Genomic DNA, 18,075 nt, shown 5'->3' on the forward strand with positions numbered 1-18,075 from the left:
CCGGGCGATCGCCCGGAATCTTGTGCGACCCGCACCCATGCGCCCGGCCCGCCGAGGCCGCCTCCACCCTGTTCGATCGGAGACACCCATGCCCACGGTCGACCGTGTGCTCCCCACCGAGACCGGCACCGAACAGATCACCGTCGTGCCGCCGGTTCAACCCGAGTCCGAGCCCGAGCCGATCGTGAGCGTCGTCGTACCGGCGCTCAACGAGGCTCGCAACCTGCCGCACGTCTTCGAACGACTTCCGCAGGTGGACGAGGTGATTCTGGTCGACGGAGGTTCCATCGACGACACCGTGGCCGTGGCGCGGCGCCTGCGCCCGGACATCCGCGTCGTCACCCAGAACCGCAAAGGCAAGGGCAACGCCCTGGCCTGCGGATTCGCCGCGTGCACCGGCGACATCATCGTGATGATCGACGCCGACGGGTCGACCGACCCGGGCGAGATCCCCAGCTTCATCGCGGCGCTGCGCGCCGGCGCCGACTTCGCCAAGGGCTCGCGCTTCCGCCCGGGCGGCGGCAGCGCCGACATCACCCGGTTGCGCCGGGCCGGCAACAAGATGCTCAGCGTCCTGGTCAACATGCTTTTCGGTACGAGGTACAGCGACCTCTGCTACGGCTACAACGCGTTCTGGTCGTGTCATCTGGACGTCTTCGACCTGGACAGCACCTCGCCCTTGCCGGCCGGCGGTGACGGGCGGCTGTGGGGTGACGGGTTCGAGATCGAGACGCTGCTGAACCTGCGGGCCGCGCGGGCCCGCCTGGCCATCGAGGAGGTGTCCAGCTTCGAGCACAACCGGATCCACGGGGTGAGCAACCTGAACGCGTTCACCGACGGCATCCGGGTGCTGCGGACCATCGCCCGGGAGTGGCCGCGAGGATTCAAGCGTGGCTCCCGGCAGGTCGCCGGGCGGTCCGCACGATGAGGATCGGCGTCGTCAGCAACGCCTACCACCCCGACATCGGCGGGGTGGAGACGCACGTCCGGCGCCTGTGCGACGGGCTGGTCGCGGCCGGCGACGACGTCGAGGTGCTCACCCAGCACGCCACCAGGCCCACCGGGACCGAGGCCGGCGTGCTGGTCCGGCGTTTCCCGCTGACCGTGCCGGCCAGCAACTACCGGGTCTCGCTGCCGCTGTGGCGATGGGTCCGCGACCACGCGGTGGAGTACGACGTCCTGCACACGCACAGCTATCACGCGCTGGTGTCGCTGGGCGCCGCCCTGGTCCGGCACCCGACGCCGCTGGTCTTCACCCCGCACTATCACGGAACCGGGCATACCCGTATTAGAGCCGCATTACACCCAGCGTACCGTCCGATCGGCCGGCGGATCATGAGCCGGGCCGGCCGGATCATCTGCGTCACCGCCGCCGAACGTGACCTGGTCCTGCGCGACTTCCCGGAAGCGCACGGCCGGGTCATGGTCATCCCGAACGGGACCGACCCGCGCCCGGTGGTCCCGGGCAAGCGGGCCGGGGTGCGCGGCATCCTCTGCGTCGGCCGGTTGGAGCACTACAAGCGGATCGACCGGGTGATCCGGGCGATGGCACCGCTCGGACCGTCATACCGCCTGGACATCGTCGGCGACGGGCCGGCCGCCTCCTCGCTCCGGCAGCTCGCCGGCCGCCTCGGGGTGGCCGGCCGGGTCGTCTTCCACGGGCGGCTCGACGACGCCGCGTTCGCCGGCTGCCTGGCCCGGGCGTCGGCCGCGGTCTCGGCCTCGGCGCACGAGGCGTTCGGGATGACCGTCGCCGACGCGCTCGCCGCCGGCATCCCCACCGTCGCCGCGCCGATCCCGGCCCACCGGGAACTGGCCGCGATGGCCGGCAGCTCGGCCTGGGTGCGGCTGGCCGACCCGGAGGACGGGCCGGCCCTGGCCGACGCGCTGCGCGACGCGGTCGCGGCCGGTCGCTCGGCCACCCCGGCACCGCTGCCGACCTGGGACGACGTGGTCACGGCGACCCGGGAGGTGTACTCGGCGATCACCGGGATGCCGACCATCCGCGCGGGAGCGGGAGGCCGGTGAGCGCGGTCACCGCCCGGCCGGCGCCGGGACTCACCGGGTCGTGGCGCGGCGACTCGCGCGTACGCCTGGCCGAAGCGGCCTGGTGCGCGACCACCCTGACCGCCGCGGGGGCGGCCGGGGCGGCGGCGATCGTGATCGCCTACCAGCGGGCCGAGTGGGGCCGGAGCGGGCAGTTCGGCTGGTTCTGGGCGGGGATGCTGCTGTTCACGCTCCCGGCCGGGTACTGGGCGCTGCGCCGCGGCACCTCGGCCCGGCTGCGGCTGGCCGTGCTGATCGGCTACGGCGCCTTCACGTACCTGCCGAAGATGCTGCGCCACCCGAGCGGCCCGCTCTACCACGACGAGTACGCCCACTGGGGTCAGAGCCACAGCATCCTGGTCGACGGCCGGCTCTTCGAGATGAACCCGATCGTCCGGGTCATCGGCGACTACCCCGGCCTGCACGCCTGCGTCGCGTCGCTGGCCCTGCTCACCGGACTGAGCATCTGGCAGGCGGCGCTGTTCGTGCTGACCACCGCGCACGTGCTGCTCACCCTCGGGGTGGCGGTGCTGGCCGGGCAGCTGCGGCCGGACCCGCGGATCGCCGCCGCGGCCGCCATCGGCTACAGCCTGAACAGCTCGTTCCTGTTCTTCGACACCCAGCTCGGCTACGAGTCGCTGGCCATCGGCATCCTGGTCTGGGCGCTGGCCGCCGCGGTCCGCGCGCTGCGGGCCACCACCGTGCCGGCCCGCCTCGGCTGGTCCGCGCTCACCCTGCTGCTGGCCGTCGCGACCACCGCCACGCACCACCTCACCGCACTCTGGCTGACCGGCGTGATCGGCCTGTTCGCGCTGGTCTGCACGATCCACTCGATCGCCACGCGGGAACTGATCACCCCGGCCCGGGCCGCCTGGGCGCTGACCTCGGGCACGGCGCTGATCGTGGCCGGCTGGCTCGGCCTGGTCGCGCCGCGGACCAGTGACTACCTGGATCCGTACCTGGGAAGGGCTCTTGACCAGATCAGCGGCCTGGCCGGGGGCGACGACGGCGGCCGGGAGCTGTTCAGCAAGTCGGTGCTGCCCTGGTGGGAGCAGACCGCGGCCTACATCGCCCCGGGCCTCGCCCTGATCGCGATGGTCGCCGCGATCATCCTGTGGTGGCGCCGCCGCCACACCGACGAGCCGGTCACGCACGCCGCGACCACCGCGATGCTGATGGTGGCCGCGCTCTACTTCCCGGCGACGCTGCTGATCCTCACCCCGGCCGGGGCCGAGGGCGCGCGTCGCTCCTGGGCGTTCAGCTACCTGGGCCTGGCCATCGCCGCCGCGCCGGTGGCGGTGGCGCTGATCGACCGGGTGAGCCGGCTGCGGCCCCGGATGTCGACGGCCGGGATGGCCGCGGCCGGGACCGGGCTGGCCGCGATCTGCTCGGTGCTGCTGGTCGGCAACAACGCGGCCGGGATGAACCCGTCCTACCGCTTCCCCGGGCCGCCGGTCTACGGCTCGGACACCCGGGCGGCCACGCCGGAGGTGCTGGCCGCCGCGCACTGGCTGCTCGACACCCAGGGCCGCGGGATCCGCCTGGTGGCCGACCGTTATTCCGGGCTCATCCTCGGCTCTTTCGGGGAGCAGCAGCCGACCACCGGATCGGAGAGCTTCCCGGCGTACGACCTCTACCGCGCTCAGCCCGGCAAGCCGATCTCGCCCGAGCTGCTCGCCCAGCTGCGCGACTGGCGTTTCGAGTTCCTGGTCGTGGACCGCCGGATGGCCGAACAGGTGCCGGACATCAACATCTACTTCGAGACGAACGAGCCGCTGCGCCACGACGGGGTGCCCGCCTTCGACCGCGCGCAGCTGACCAAGTTCGACACCATGCCCTGGCTGATCAAGGTCTACGACGGTCCGCACCTGGCGATCTACCGGTTCGACTTCGGCCGCCTGGAGCAGCCGGCCCCGGGGGGAGCCCGATGATGAGGACGATCCTGCGGCCGCTCGTGACCGCGTACGCGAGCCTCTCGGTCCTTCTCCCGGCGGCCGGGCTGCCCTGGCCGTTGCTGTTGCCGGCCTGCCTGATCGGCCTGCTCGCGGTCGGTGAGCTCTGGGTCCGCGCGGTCACCGGCCGCCCGGCCGAGTCCGGCATCCCGGCCGTCCGGGCCGGTCTGGTCGTGCTCACCGGCCTGCTCACGCTGCCCGCGGTGGCGCTGCTGCTGCACCCGCTCGGCGCGCGGGTCGAACCGGTCCCGCTGATCGCCGGAACCGCGCTGCTGGCCACCGTGCTGGCGGCGATCGGTCTGCTCCGGCTCTACGTCAGCCGCCGGGCCGATCGCGGTGAGGCGGACGACGAGCCCGGCGTCCCGGCCCAGCGCGTGGCCGGGCCGCGGCCGGAGGCGACCGGGACGCGGGCGCGAGCCACCGCCCGGACCGCCGCGGCGATCCTCATCCCGATCGCGTTGTCCCTGGTGGTGGGCGGGGTCGCGATCCGCACGGTGGAGCGCGGCGCGCACCCGGAACTGCCCGGTTACCTGACCGTGGCGCTGAACGGCTGGGCCGCCGGCATCACCGACCCGGTCGCCGTGCCGGCCCACGGCCTGTCCGTCCCGGTCCGGATCACCAGCTCCGGACTGCCGACCAGCACCGAGATGCTGCGCCTGCGGGTCGGCGGCTCGGTCGTGGCGACCCGGCCGGTGACCGTGATGACCGGCAAGGTCTACGCGCTCAGCGTCCGCGTCCCGGCCCTGCCGCCGGACGGGTGCGCGCGTCCGATCGGGATCAGCGTGGGCTCGGCCGGCACGATCTTCTACGCCCGGGCCCAGACCGTACGGGGGCGCACCGCGTGCTGATCACCGCGACCCGGCGGGTCATGAACGACTCGCTGGCCCGCAACAGCCTGCTGATCATGGCGACCACGGTCGTCAACGGCGGTCTCGGCTACGTCTACTGGATGCTGGCCGCCCGCGCGGTCGCACCCCAGCAGGTCGGCACCGCCACCGCACTGATCTCGGCCGCCACCGCGCTCAGCATGATCGCCAACCTGGGCGCCGGGCACATGTTCATCCAGCGGCTGCCCGGCAGCGACCCCGGCCGGTGGGCCCGGATCGTCGGCGGTGGCCTGCTGGCCGGCTGCCTGGCGACCGCGTCGGCCGCCGCCGCGGGGGCGGTGCTGGTCCCGATGGCCGCCGCGAACTTCGGCTTCCTGCAGCGCCCGGCCGGCGCGGTGGCGCTGGTCTGCGCGGCGACCGCGATCACCGCGACCACGCTGCTCGACAACGTCTACGTGGCCCATCGCGCCGGGCACGGCATGTTCGTACGCAATCTGGTCCTGGCCGCCGGGAAGATCGTCGCCCTGGTCGCGATCCTCGGCCTGGGGGCGCACTCGGCGGGCGCCGTGGTCCTCTCCTGGACCGTGCCGACGCTGCTGGTCAGCGCCGCCACCGTGCTCTTCGGGCTGGGCCGGCTGCGGCCCGGCGCCCGGCTGCGGCTGACCGGTCTGGCCGCCGAGCTCCCGCACCTGCGGGCCGCCCTGACCGGGCACCACCTGATCAACCTGACCCAGGCCGGCCCCGCCGCGCTGCTGCCGGTGCTGGTCACCGCCCGGCTCGGGGCCGGCGCCAACGCGCACTTCTACCTGGCCTGGATGACCGCGTCGATGCTGTTCATGGTCTCCCCGGCGGTCGCCTCGGCGCTCTACGCGGAACGCACCAACGCGGCCGGGGTCGGCCTGCGCCGGGCCGCGACCGTCGTCCTGTCCATGGTCGGCGTTCCGGCGGCGCTGCTGCTGACCGAAGGTGATCGGATCCTGGCCCTGTTCAGCGCCGCCTACGCGGCCGAGGGCGGGCTGCTCCTGAAGATCCTGGTGCTGGCCGCGATCCCGGACGCGATCACCAACCTGGCCGTGGCGCACTGGCGCTCGCAGGGCGAGTTCCGGCTCTGCCGGCGGCTCAACGTGGCCCGGGCCGTCACCTGCCTCGCCCTCTCCTGGCTGCTGCTGCCCGGCGCCGGGGTGACCGGGGCCGGCATCGCCTGGCTGGCCGGTCAGGCCGTCTCGGCGCTGCTCGTCGGCGCGGTCGCCCTCAGTCTCAAGAAAGCCGCTCCCGCATGAAGATCCTGCAGCTCACCAACCTGTACACGCCGGTCATCGGCGGTCTCGAACGCAGCATCGCGACCAGCAGCGAAGAGCTGGTCCGGCGTGGCCACCAGGTCACCGTGCTCACCCTCGCGACCCCGGCCGCCGCCGGCGACGAAACCATCAACGGGGTACGTGTCCACCGCGTCCGCAGCGTCGCCAACACCCTGGTCCCGGGGCTGAACGAGGACCCGCGCAAGCCGTTCCACCCGACCCTGCCCGACCCGCTGACCTCGACCGGCATCGCCCGGCTGCTGCGGACCGAGCACTTCGACGTGGTGCACAGCCACGACTGGCTGATGTACAGCTACCTCCCGCTGCGGCGGGCCCGGTTCGGCCGGCCGCACGTGCACACCGCCCACGACTTCGGGCTGACCTGCGTACGCAAGACGTTCGCCCGCGACGGCCGGCCGTGCCCCGGCCCGAGCCTGGCCCGGTGCGTGAGCTGCGCCTCGGCCCAGTACGGCGGCCCCCGCTCACTGGTGCTGACGGCCGGGCTGCACGCCCACCGGCACCGCGGCATCGACGCGCTCACCGCCATCTCCACCTCGGTGGCCCGGGCCCTGGGCCAGGCCAACCTGCCCGGCGACCTGCCCGTCCAGGTCGTCTCCAGCCTGGTCCCGGACGGGCTGGACACGCTGGCCCGGGACACGCCCCGGCCGGACTGGCTGCCGGACGGCGACTACCTGCTCTTCGTCGGCGCGCTCGGGCCGCACAAGGGGATCGGGGTGCTGTTCGACGCGTACCGGAAACTCGTCGACGGCTGGACCGGGACCCGCCCGGCCCCGGCACTGGTCTGCCTCGGCACCCGCCGCGACGACACGCCGCCGCTTCCGCCCGGCACGGTGATCCGCCACGACGTGGCCCACCCGCAGGTGATGGCCGCCTTCCACGGCGCCGCGGTCGGCGTGGTGCCGTCGCTCAACGAGGGGATGGGCCAGGTCGCGGTCGAGGCCATGCTGGCCGGCGCGCCGCTGGTCGCCTCGGCCGCCGGTGGGCTCACCGACGTGGTCCAGGACGGCGAGAGCGGCCTGCTCGTGCCGCCCGGCGACGTGGACGCGCTGCACGCCGCGCTGCTGCGGGTGCTCACCGACGACGACCTGGCCGCCCGGCTGCGCGCCGCCGGACGGCAGCGCGGGCTCGACTTCACCGCGGCCCGCGTCGTCCCGCAGATCGAGGAGGTCTACCGTGCCTGCATCGCGGCGTCTTAGGGTGGTGGTCGCCGGTTCCGGGTGGCACTTCCTCTCCGGGATCAGCTATTACACGTGCCGGCTCAGCAACGCGCTCCAGGAGCGCTTCGACGTGAGCGCGATCCTGATGCGGCGGCTGCTGCCGGAGCGCCTGTACCCCGGACGCGATCGTGTCGGGCAACAACTGAGCGATCTTCGGTACGACGAGAGCGTCCCGGTCTTCGACGGGGTCGACTGGTGGGGGCTGCCGAGCCTCGCCCGGGCCGTCGCCTTCCTCCGCGAGCAGCGGCCGGACGTGCTGGTGCTGCAGTGGTGGACCGGCGCCGTCCTGCACTCGTACCTGGTGCTCGCCATGGCCGCCCGGCGGCTCGGGATCCGGGTGGTGATCGAGTTCCACGAGGTGCAGGACACCGCGGAGCTGCGGCACCGATGGGCCGCCCGGTACGTGCGCGGGGCGATCCGGCCGCTGCTCACCCGGACGTCCGGGGTCGTCGTGCACTCGGCGTTCGATCGGGAGGCGCTGGCCTCGGCGTACGACCTGGGCGGGGTGCCGGCCGAGATCGCGCTGCACGGGCCGTTCGACCATCACGTGGTGTTCGATGATCGGCCGACGCGGCCCGACGGGGTGGTGCGGCTCCTGTATTTCGGGACGATTCGCCCGTACAAGGGCCTTGAGGATTTGATCGAAGCCTTTGCCGCGGTGGGGCCCGGCTACCAGCTGACCGTCGTGGGGGAGACCTGGGAGGGCTGGACCTTGCCGGCCGACCTGATCGCCGCGTCCCCGGCCCGCGACCGGATCACGTTCGTCAACCGCTACGTGCCGGACGCCGAGGTCAACGAGTACTTCGCGGCCGCCGACGCCGTCGTGCTGCCCTATCGCCGCAGTTCGGCCAGCGGCCCCCTGCACATCGCGATGAGCCACGGCCTGCCCGTCGTCGTCACCTCCGTCGGCGGCCTGGTCGAGGCGGCAGGCCCGTACCCGGGAACGGTTTTCGTCCCTCCCGGTGACCCGGCCGAACTCGCCGCCGGAATCGGCCATGCCGCCGGCCTGATTGGCCGGCGGCATGCGGATCCGTCATCGTGGGACCGGACGACGGACGCCTACGCCCGCCTGTTCGACCGGATCGGCATCGGTCAGGACAACGCCACGTCGTCGAACCAGACGGTGCCCTTGTTGTCGCCCGACTTGAGGTGAAGCTGGACGCCGGCCGCCCCGGCCGGGGCGGTCGCGTCGACGGTCAGCTTCGTCCAGCCGGTCGTGCCGGTCGCCAGCGGCCTCGACTGGGCCTGACCCAGCCACCGGTCATCGGCGTCGAACCAGCTCAGCGCGATCTCGGTGGTGCCGGTCAGGCCCTGCCCCTTGGCCCAGGCCTCGGCGTGCCACCGCTGGCCGCCCTGCACCGGGCTGACCGGCGCGGTCCGGATCGACGGCAGGCCGCTGTCGGTCCGGCCGGTCCCGCTGAACCGCACCGACCCGGCGCCGCTGTGAGCGGCCCCGGTGACCCGCTCGGCCCCGCCCTGCTCGGCCAGGTACGGACGCCACGGTGAATTGGTCGCACTCGCCTCGAAGCCCAGGTCGAGCACGCTGTTGGTGAGGGACTGACCCGACCAGTACGTCTTGACGACGGCCGCCGCCGCCTTGGCCGTGCCGTCCGCCCGGTACAGGCCGAACTTGTACTGCGCCGGGATCCGGGACACCGCCGAATTGCTGGGGATGGCGCCGTTGGCGAAGTCCGACAGCGTCCACGGCGCGACCGAGCCGACCCCGGCCACCTTGGCCGCCGCGAACACCCGGGCCAGGTACGCCGCCTGGTCGCCCTCACTCGCGCCGGACGTGCTCAGCCCGGTCTCGCCGATCACGATCGGGAGCGGACCGGCCGCCGCCTGCGCCCGGCGGATGTCGGCCAGCGCCCGCTCCGAATTGCCGTAGAAGTGGAAGTCCAGGAAGTCGAGCGGGGTGGCGGCGAACGTGGTGCGGACCTGGGCCAGCCCGTTCCAGCCGTTCGTGCCCGACACCGACATGCTCAGCGGCATCGTCGGCACGGCCGCCCGGAGCGCCGGGATGATCTTCCGGGCCCAGGCCACGGCCCGGGCATCGGTCGGGTCGAACTCGTTCTGCACCTCCACCGCGAGCACGCGGGGATCATTCGCGTACGGCGTGAGCACCGCCTTCGCCCACGCCGCGCTGCCCGCCGTGTCGGTGTAGCCCTCCCACCAGTCGAACATGGTCAGCTTCACGGTCAGCCCCTGACCGTCCGCGATGCTGATCAGCTTGGCCAGCTTGGCCGCGTAGTCGGCCTTGGGCGTCGGATAGCCGAACGTGCCCGGGAAGACGATCACCCGCACGTTGTCCGCGCCCAGCGCCTTCGCCTTGGTCAGATCGGCCTCGATCTTGGCCGCGTCGAAGTTGGTCCACATCGCCGACCAGCCCGCGTTCGACGGGTAGTAGTTGATCGTCCGGGCGTTCCGCACATCGGCCAGCCGGCCGGCCAGCGTCGGCGCGGTCGCCTTCTTCACCGGCTTCCTGGCCGGAGTGGTGGGCAGCTTGGCCGCGGCCATGGCGGCCGTCGGGGAGGACTTCTTCGCCGGCGCCGCGGCGTGTTTCGCCGCGGCGGACGCCACCCCGGCCGGCGTCAGGACCGACAGGACGAGTGACGAGGCCAGGATGGCGGCGCGTCGACGGCCGAAAGACATGGGGGGAGCCCTTCACAACGGTTGCCTTGGGTGGCCCCTCCATTCGGCGCGACGGCACGTTGCCATCAGGTAACCCGTCGATGCAGTGCGGTTGCCTCTCGTTGCGGTTCGGGAGCGGACGATTCATTTCCTTCGGCGCGGCCGATGGTCGGCCGCCGCGGTGCGGAGACTACGAAGCCGGGTAGTGCCGCGGCGTGTACACGATCGTCTGACCATTTCCCCTGGTCATCGCCTTCGTCTGGGACGAGCCGACGATCAGCAGGCAGCGCATGTCGACCGTCGCCGGATCCAGCTCCCCCAATGTGGTGATCCGCACCGACTCCTCCGGGCCGCCGACGTCGCGCCCGACGATCACCGGGGTGGTCGCCGCGCGGTGCTCCAGCAGCACCTCGCGCGCCCGGACCAGCTGCTCCTTGCGGGTCTGGGACGCCGGGTTGTAGATCGCGATCACCAGGTCGGCGGCGGCCGCGCCGGCCAGCCGGGACTCGATGACCGACCACGGCTTGAGCCGGTCGGAGAGCGACATGACACAGAAGTCGTGCCCCAGCGGCGCACCCGCCCGGCTCGCCACGGCCTGAGCCGCGGTCAGACCGGGCACGATCCGGACCGGCACGTCCTTCCACTGCGGATCCTCGGCGACCTCCAGCACCGCGGCGGCCATCGCGAAAACCCCCGGATCACCCGAGGAGACCACCGCCACCCGGCGCCCGCGCCGGGCCAGATCCAGGGCGAACGCGGCCCGCTCGGCCTCGACCTTGTTGTCCGAGGCGTGCCGGGTCTGGCGCGGGTCGACCGGAACCCGGTCCACGTAGGTCTTGTAGCCGACCAGATCGTCGGCCTCGGCCAGCGCCTCCCGCGCCTCCGGGGTGAGCCACCCCGGCGCACCCGGGCCCAGCCCGACGACGGTCACCCCGCCCGGCCTCTCCGCCCGCGGAGAGTTCTGGACGAACGCCGTCGCCGCCGGACTCGGAAGAAGAGCCAGCGAGAAGTACGGCACCGTGGCCGGATCGATCTCGGACAGCCGGCCGGACCGCTCCGCGGCCATCGTCGCCCGCTCCACGTAGAAGGCGTCCCCCAGCCGGCCCGCCTTCTCCAGCGCCGACCGCACCCCGGTGAACGTGCGGCCCAGCTTCATCACGGCCGCCGAATCGGTGTCGGCGAGCCGGCGCGCCAACTCGTCCGGCGGCAGCGTGCCGGGCAGCACGGTCAGCACCTCGTCACGCTCCATCAGCGGCCGGCCGAGCACCGCCGAGGCCGCGCTCACCGACGTCACACCGGGCACGACGGTCGTCTCGTAGCGGTGCGCCAGCCGCTTGTGCATGTGCATGTACGACCCGTAGAAGAACGGGTCACCCTCGGCCAGCACCACGACGTCGCGCCCGGCGTCCAGATGCGCGGCCAGCCGGGCCGCGGCCTGCTCGTAGAACTCGTCGATCGCGCCCTGATAGCCGCCCGGATGGTCGGTGGTCTCGGTGGTCACCGGATAGATCAGCGCCTCCTCGACCTGCCCGTCCCGCAGATACCCGGCCGCGATCGCCCGCGCATTGCTCCGCCCGTGCCGGGCCGCGTGGTAGGCCACCACGTCGGCGCCCTCGATCAGCCGGGCCGCCTTCACCGTGACCAGCTCGGGGTCGCCGGGCCCGAGCCCGACCCCGTAGAGCCGCCCGGCCACCACGTCGTTCGTCATCGTCCTGGTTCCGCTTCATGTCGCCGCTCACCCCGGCCGTTGCCGGGCTTCCGTCCCGCTCTCACCCAGCTGCGTCCCGGGCTGCATCCGTGCGCGCCCAGCCGCTTCCGGGCTGCGCGTCGCCGCTCTCGTCCGGCGCGTTATTCGGTCTCCGAGGCCAGGGCGTTCACCGCGGCCGCGGTCATCGCGCTGCCGCCCCGGCGCCCGCGCACGATCAGATACTCCAGGCCGGACTCGGCGAGCGCCTCCTTGGACTCGGCCGCCCCGATGAACCCGACCGGGATCCCGAGCACGGCGGCCGGCCTCGGCGCCCCGGCCGCGACCATCTCCAGCAGGCGGAACAGCGCGGTCGGCGCGTTACCGATGGCCACCACCGCCCCACCGAGCCGATCACCCCAGAGATCCATCGCCGCGGCACTGCGGGTGTTCCCGATACGGGCGGCGATCCCCGGCACGCTCGGATCGCGCAACGTGCAGACCACGTCGTTCCCGGCGGGCAGCCGCGCCCGCGTCACCCCGGACGCCACCATCTCGGCGTCACAGAGAATCGGCGCCCCACCGACCAGCGCCTTGCGCGCCGCGACGGCCACTCCGGGGCTGAACCGGACATCCCCTGCCAGATCCACCATCCCGCAGGCGTGGATCATCCGCACCACCACCCGGGCCACATCCTCCGGCAGCCCACCGAGATCCGCCTCGGCCCGAATCGTGGCGAACGACCGCCGATAGATCTCCGCGCCGTCCCGCTCGTACTCCATCAGCCTCTCCTAGCCCCCGCCACCAGCTCACCGAGCCGAGCCACGTCCCCCGAGCCCGCACCCGTCCCGCCGCCGGCTCCGTTTTCGACCGTGCCGTCGGCGGCCCGGCGGGTCACCTCATAGCCGCCGCCGGTCGCCTCGACCCGGACGTGCGGGGCCGCCGGACTCCCGCAAGCACGCCCGCAGCCCACCCAATGCACCGGAAGACCATCCACGAACCGCGTCGCCCGGTCGGCGTCGGCCCGCACATCGGCCAGGGATCTCGCGCAGCCGGGCCGCCCCGCGCACGCGCTGACCCCGGTCCACCGCGAGGTGCCGGTCACCACCAGACCCACCGCGGCCAGACGCTCGACCCAGGCCCCGGCCGCGGCCTCGTCAAGGCCCGGCACGAGAACCCCACGCCAAGGCGTGACAACCAGACGCTCCGCGTCTTCAAGAGCCTTCAGCTGTACGCCCTCAAGCCGTCCCAGAGGCACCGACGCCCCCGCCGCGAACTGACCATTTCCGGTCACGACGCCGACAAGCGCCGCCGGCTCCACCACCTCGGCCGCGCTCACGACCGGAACGCTGACCGCCGTGATCCCCAGCGCCGTCGCGACCCGATCCGACACCCGCGCGGGCCCGTCGGCCAGCTCCCGCAACCGCCAGGCGGATCCGCCGCCGGCCGACGCAGCGCTGCCCGGCCCACGCTGCTCCGACCGCTCGGCCAGGAACGCGTGCCCGGTCGCGATCAGCGCCTCGACAGCCCGCCCGGCCGGCACCCGCAGCCCGGTGTCATGCCCCCCGAACCGCAGCGCAAACGACCCCGCCCCGAGCGCCCCCGACGCGGCCGGGCTCGCCCCGGCTGGGCCGGGCCCGGATGACCCCGGCGCGGGGACGGCGGCCACGTCCGCGGCGAGGGGCACGTGACCGATGGCGAACAGAAACTTGCCGGGCAACGCGGCCAACCCCGGATCGGCGCAGATCGCGGCGTCCAACCCCTCGACCAATCGACGAAGGTGGTCGTCGGCGAGCGGCGGGGCGGCAATGTTCCGTACCGAATCGTGGGTTGCCGAAGGCAGCAGGCCGGCGGCGCGCAAGCGGCCCGCCAAGGTCTCCACCCGATCAGCTGGAAGTGCCCTGAGCTGCAGGTTGGCCCGCGAGGTCAGCTCCAGCCGACCGTCCCCGAACTCCTCGGCGAGCTCGCGCAGCGACCGCAGCTGAGCCCCGCCGAGGAGACCCCCGGGCAGCCGGACACGCGCCAGCAGCCCGTCGGCCGCGGCGTGGAGCCGCAGCGCGCCGGGGCAGGCGTCGGTGTCCGACTGACGAAGGTTTGCCACGGCCCGGATACTACGGGCGGCCCCCGACAGAACCGCCGCCTCGGGTCGGCAGCATCACAACCCGGCCGCCCACAACGGTCGAGTAGCGTGTGGCGCAACAAGTGAATTCGAGCGGCGACGCCGCGGAGGAAGCCGGTGCGAGTCCGACGCGGTCCCGCCACTGTCACCGGTCTGAGCCGGCCGAAGCTCAGCCCGGGAGCCAGGAACTCCGGTCGCCGTGATGACCCGGGGCGCGGACCCCGAGGGGGAGCGCACGCGTGTTTCTGCTGCTGTCGACGTCCGACACGGACCTGCTCAGCGCCCGGGCGAGTGGTTCGGCCTGGCGGCTGGGCAACCCGGCCCGGACCGGGGTCGACGATCTGCCGGCCCTGCTGGACGGGGTCGAGCTGGTCGTGGTCCGCATCCTGGGCGGCCGTCGGGCCTGGGAGGAGGGCCTGGACACGCTGCTCGGCGGCGAGGTCCCGGTGCTGGTCCTGGGCGGCGAGATGCTGCCGGACGCCGATTTGATGAAGCTGTCGACGGTCCCGGCCGGCATCGCCGCCGACGCGCACACGTACCTGGCTCAGGGCGGCGCGGAGAACCTGGCCGCCCTGCACGACTTCCTCTCGGACACGGTGCTGCTCACCGGCAACGGTTTCGCGCCCGCGACCGAGAGTCCGCAGTGGGGCATCCTGCCGCGCGAGGCCCGGCCGGCCGAGAAGAAGCCCACCGTCGCCGTCCTCTACTACCGGGCCCACCACATGGCCGGCAACACCGCTTTCGTCGAGTCGCTCTGCCAGGCGATCGAGGCCAAGGGGGCCCACCCGCTGCCGATCTTCACGGCGTCCCTGCGCACCGCTTCGCCCGAGTTGCTGGCCGAGCTCCGCAAGGCCGATGCGCTGGTGGTGACCGTTCTCGCGGCCGGCGGCACCCGCCCGGCCACGGCGAGCGCGGGCGGCGACGACGAGGCGTGGGATGTCGGTGTGCTGGCCGATCTGGACGTGCCGATCCTGCAGGGTCTCTGTCTGACCAGTTCCCGCGCGGTCTGGGAGGCGAGCGACGACGGCCTGTCCCCGTTGGACGCGGCGACGCAGGTGGCGATCCCGGAGTTCGACGGCCGGATCATCACGGTCCCGTTCTCGTTCAAGGAGATCGACCCCGACGGCCTTTCGGTCTATGTGGCCGATCCCGAGCGGGCCGCCCGCGTCGCCGGTATCGCTACCGCTCACGCGCGTCTGCGCCACATCCCGCCGGCTGAGCGGAAGATCGCGCTGATGCTGTCGGCCTACCCGACCAAGCATGCGCGCATCGGTAACGCGGTCGGCCTGGACACCCCGGCGTCGACCGTCGCGCTGCTCGCCGCGATGCGCGAGAAGGGCTATAAAACCGGAAACTTCACCGAGTACGACGGCGACGGCCTGATCCACACCCTGATCGCGGCCGGCGGACAGGACCCGGACTGGCTCACCGAGGAGCAGCTGTCCGGAAATCCCGTGCGCATTCCGGCGTCCCGCTACAAGTCGTGGTTCAGCACGTTGCCGGCCGACTTCCGGGAGAGCGTCGAGCGTCACTGGGGCCCGCCCCCCGGTGAGCTGTATGTCGACAACGACGACATCGTGCTGGCCGCCCTCCGCGACGAGAACGTCGTCGTCATGGTCCAGCCGCCGCGCGGTTTCGGTGCCAACCCGGTCGCCATCTACCACGACCCGGACCTGCCGCCGAGCCACCACTACCTGGCCGCCTACCGCTGGGTGGCCGACGAGTTCGGCGCGCACGCGGTCGTGCACGTCGGCAAGCACGGAAACCTGGAGTGGCTGCCCGGCAAGAACGTGGGCATGTCCGCGTCCGACGGCACCGACGCGGCCCTCGGCGACCTGCCGCTGATCTATCCGTTCCTGGTCAACGACCCGGGCGAGGGCACGCAGGCCAAGCGCCGGGCGCACGCCACGCTGGTCGATCACCTGATCCCGCCGATGGCGCGCGCCGAGTCGTACGGGGACATCGCCCGCCTCGAACAGCTCCTCGACGAGCACGCCAACATCGCCACCCTCGACCCGGCCAAGCTCCCGGCGATCCGCGCGCAGATCTGGACGCTGATCCAGGCGGCCAAGATGGATCACGACCTGGGCCTGTCCAATCGGCCCGACGACGAGCAGTTCGACGACTTCATCATGCACATCGACGGATGGCTGTGTGAGGTCAAGGACGTGCAGATCCGCGACGGCCTGCACGTGCTCGGCGCCGCTCCGGAGGGCGAGGCGCGGATCAATCTGGTGCTCGCGATGCTCCGCGCCCGCCAGATGTGGGCCGGTCAGGTCGCCGCCCTGCCCGGTCTCCGCGAGGCGCTCGGCCTGTCCGAGGACGCGTCCACCGCCGAGACCGACGCGATCGAGGAGCAGGCCCGCGCGCTGGTCACCGCCATGGAAGAGGCCGGCTGGCCGACAGAAATTCCCAACATAACCGACAATTCTGACGTACGGCGGGTGCTGGCGTTCGCTGCTTCCGAGGTGGTGCCGCGGCTCGCCCGGACCACCGACGAGCTCACCAACGTGCTCCACGCGCTCGACGGCGGCTACGTCCCGGCCGGTCCCAGCGGTTCCCCGCTCCGCGGCCTGATCAACGTGCTCCCCACCGGCCGCAACTTCTACTCGGTCGACCCGAAGGCGATCCCCAGCTCCCTGGCCTGGGAGACCGGCCAGGCGATGGCCGACTCGCTGCTCGACCGCTACCGCAAGGACTACGGCGACTGGCCGAAATCGGTCGGCCTCTCGGCCTGGGGGACCAGCGCGATGCGCACCGCCGGTGACGACATCGCCGAGGTGCTGGCGCTGATCGGTGTCCGCCCGATCTGGGATCCGGCCTCGCGTCGCGTCACCGGCCTGGAACCGATCACCCGCGCCGAGCTGGGCCGGCCCCGGATCGACGTGACGGTCCGCATCTCCGGCTTCTTCCGGGACGCGTTCCCGCACGTGGTGGCCCTGCTCGACGATGCCTTCACGATGATTGCGGCGCTCGACGAGCCGGAGAACTACGTCCGCGAGCACGCCCTGCGCGATCAGGGCGAGCACGGCGACTGGCGGCGGGCCACCATGCGGATCTTCGGGTCGCGGCCGGGGGCGTACGGTGCCGGGATCCTGCCCCTGATCGACAGCCGGAACTGGCGGGACGACGCCGACCTGGCCGAGGTCTACGCGGTCTGGGGCGGCTTCGCCTACGGCCGTGACCTGGACGGGGTGGCGGCCCGGGGGGACATGGAGAACGCGTACCGCCGCATCGACGTCGCCGCCAAGAACATCGACACCCGCGAGCACGACATCGCCGACTCCGACGACTACTTCCAGTACCACGGCGGCATGATCGCCACGGTGCGCGCGCTCACCGGGAAGGCCCCCGCGGCGTACATCGGCGACTCGACCAACCCGGACGCCACCCGGACCCGCAGCCTCACCGAGGAGACCGCGCGGATCTTCCGCGCCCGGGTGGTGAACCCGCGCTGGATCGCGGCCATGCGCCGGCACGGCTACAAGGGCGCGTTCGAGCTGGCCGCGACCGTCGACTACCTGTTCGGGTACGACGCCACCGCCGGCGTCGTGACCGACTGGATGTACGAACAACTGGCCACCACGTACGCGCTGGACGCGGAGAACCAGGAGTTCATGAAGAAGTCGAACCCGTGGGCGCTGCACGGCATCACCGAGCGCCTGCTGGAGGCGGCCGACCGCAAGCTGTGGGATTCCCCGACGCCTGAGACGCTGGCCGCACTCCAGCAGCTCTACCTGGAGACCGAAGGCGATCTCGAGGACAACTGATTTCCGGGACCCGTCAGCCCCAGTTCATCGGGGCCTGCTGCTTGGTGGTCACGTTGATCCGGTTGAAGAAGTTGCTGGTGGCGATCCACAACACGATCGCCGCCAGCTGATCCTCGGTGAAATGCTTGGCCGCCTCGTCCCAGATCGCGTCCGGAACCGGGTCCGGGTTGTCGGCCAGCCGGGTCGCGTACTCGCTGAGGGCGAGCGCGGCCCGCTCCGGCTCGGTGAAGTACGGCGTCTCACGCCAGACCGGCACCGCGAACAACCGGTCGTCGGACTCACCGGCCTTGCGCAGGCTCCTCGCCCCGGCGTCGACACACGGGCCGCAGCCGTTGATCTGGCTGGTCCGCAGGTGCACCAGCTCCAGCACGGCGTCCGGCACCCCGGCCGAGTGCGCCGACTTGTAGAGCAGGTTGACCGCCTTGACCACGTCCTCCTGCGGACCGGCCGCGTTGGTGAGTCGTGAACTCATGATCTTCTCCTGTCACATCCGTGGGTGTTGCTCCGTCG

At 72.6% G+C, this 18,075-nt stretch carries 13 protein-coding genes and 1 riboswitch; of the genes, 8 read left to right on the top strand and 5 right to left on the bottom strand.

Features of this window, described 5'->3' with window-relative positions; genetic code table 11:
- Window positions 1-88: 88 nt before the first annotated feature.
- From ACSHV8_RS48880 to ACSHV8_RS48910, 7 genes are read left to right on the top strand one after another with little or no spacing between them, the layout of a single operon-like run.
- Window positions 89-928, top strand: a complete 840-nt coding sequence (locus ACSHV8_RS48880) for a glycosyltransferase family 2 protein (RefSeq protein ID WP_436527316.1) — start codon at window positions 89-91, stop codon at window positions 926-928.
- Window positions 925-2,028: a glycosyltransferase family 4 protein gene (locus tag ACSHV8_RS48885; protein WP_436527317.1), complete on the top strand. Its 1,104-nt coding sequence runs from the start codon at window positions 925-927 to the stop codon at window positions 2,026-2,028. The genes ACSHV8_RS48880 and ACSHV8_RS48885 overlap by 4 nt, the downstream gene beginning before the upstream one ends.
- Complete coding sequence (locus ACSHV8_RS48890; RefSeq protein ID WP_436527318.1) at window positions 2,025-3,977, top strand: hypothetical protein; 1,953 nt, start codon at window positions 2,025-2,027, stop codon at window positions 3,975-3,977. Before ACSHV8_RS48885 ends, ACSHV8_RS48890 begins: the two co-directional genes overlap by 4 nt.
- On the top strand, window positions 3,977-4,846 hold the full coding sequence (locus tag ACSHV8_RS48895) for a hypothetical protein (RefSeq protein ID WP_436527319.1): 870 nt from the start codon (window positions 3,977-3,979) through the stop codon (window positions 4,844-4,846). Before ACSHV8_RS48890 ends, ACSHV8_RS48895 begins: the two co-directional genes overlap by 1 nt.
- Entirely contained in the window at window positions 4,840-6,105 is a 1,266-nt protein-coding gene (locus tag ACSHV8_RS48900) for a lipopolysaccharide biosynthesis protein (RefSeq protein ID WP_436527320.1), read from the top strand. Before ACSHV8_RS48895 ends, ACSHV8_RS48900 begins: the two co-directional genes overlap by 7 nt.
- Complete coding sequence (locus ACSHV8_RS48905; RefSeq protein WP_436527321.1) at window positions 6,102-7,340, top strand: glycosyltransferase family 4 protein; 1,239 nt, start codon at window positions 6,102-6,104, stop codon at window positions 7,338-7,340. The genes ACSHV8_RS48900 and ACSHV8_RS48905 overlap by 4 nt, the downstream gene beginning before the upstream one ends.
- Complete coding sequence (locus ACSHV8_RS48910; protein ID WP_436527322.1) at window positions 7,318-8,514, top strand: glycosyltransferase; 1,197 nt, start codon at window positions 7,318-7,320, stop codon at window positions 8,512-8,514. The genes ACSHV8_RS48905 and ACSHV8_RS48910 overlap by 23 nt, the downstream gene beginning before the upstream one ends.
- On the opposite strand, the gene ACSHV8_RS48915 is transcribed toward ACSHV8_RS48910, so the two are convergent.
- The 4 genes from ACSHV8_RS48915 to ACSHV8_RS48930 all read right to left on the bottom strand — a co-directional run bounded on the left by ACSHV8_RS48915 (window position 8,454) and on the right by ACSHV8_RS48930 (window position 13,777).
- Window positions 8,454-10,013: a cellulase family glycosylhydrolase gene (locus tag ACSHV8_RS48915; protein WP_436527323.1), complete on the bottom strand. Its 1,560-nt coding sequence runs from the start codon at window positions 10,011-10,013 to the stop codon at window positions 8,454-8,456. The genes ACSHV8_RS48910 and ACSHV8_RS48915 overlap by 61 nt on opposite strands.
- A gap of 169 nt (window positions 10,014-10,182) precedes the next feature.
- Entirely contained in the window at window positions 10,183-11,700 is a 1,518-nt protein-coding gene (locus tag ACSHV8_RS48920; RefSeq protein WP_436527324.1) for a precorrin-2 C(20)-methyltransferase, read from the bottom strand.
- A 140-nt stretch (window positions 11,701-11,840) separates the two neighbouring features.
- Window positions 11,841-12,458: a precorrin-8X methylmutase gene (locus tag ACSHV8_RS48925; protein ID WP_436527325.1), complete on the bottom strand. Its 618-nt coding sequence runs from the start codon at window positions 12,456-12,458 to the stop codon at window positions 11,841-11,843.
- Entirely contained in the window at window positions 12,458-13,777 is a 1,320-nt protein-coding gene (locus ACSHV8_RS48930; RefSeq protein ID WP_436527326.1) for a precorrin-3B synthase, read from the bottom strand. Before ACSHV8_RS48930 ends, ACSHV8_RS48925 begins: the two co-directional genes overlap by 1 nt.
- A 125-nt stretch (window positions 13,778-13,902) precedes the next feature.
- Window positions 13,903-13,986, top strand: a riboswitch (cobalamin riboswitch).
- Between the two features lie 48 nt (window positions 13,987-14,034).
- Between ACSHV8_RS48930 and cobN the strand changes: the two genes are divergently transcribed.
- Entirely contained in the window at window positions 14,035-17,565 is a 3,531-nt protein-coding gene (gene cobN / locus ACSHV8_RS48935; RefSeq protein ID WP_436527327.1) for a cobaltochelatase subunit CobN, read from the top strand.
- Window positions 17,566-17,578: 13 nt separating this feature from the next.
- Here cobN and ACSHV8_RS48940 read toward each other — a convergent pair whose 3' ends face one another.
- Window positions 17,579-18,037 (bottom strand): carboxymuconolactone decarboxylase family protein, encoded by a 459-nt coding sequence (locus ACSHV8_RS48940; RefSeq protein WP_436527328.1) that lies wholly within the window; start codon window positions 18,035-18,037, stop codon window positions 17,579-17,581.
- Window positions 18,038-18,075: the final 38 nt, after the last annotated feature.

Origin of the sequence: Actinoplanes sp. HUAS TT8 (assembly GCF_051380535.1) — a bacterium.
Classification (GTDB): domain Bacteria; phylum Actinomycetota; class Actinomycetes; order Mycobacteriales; family Micromonosporaceae; genus Actinoplanes.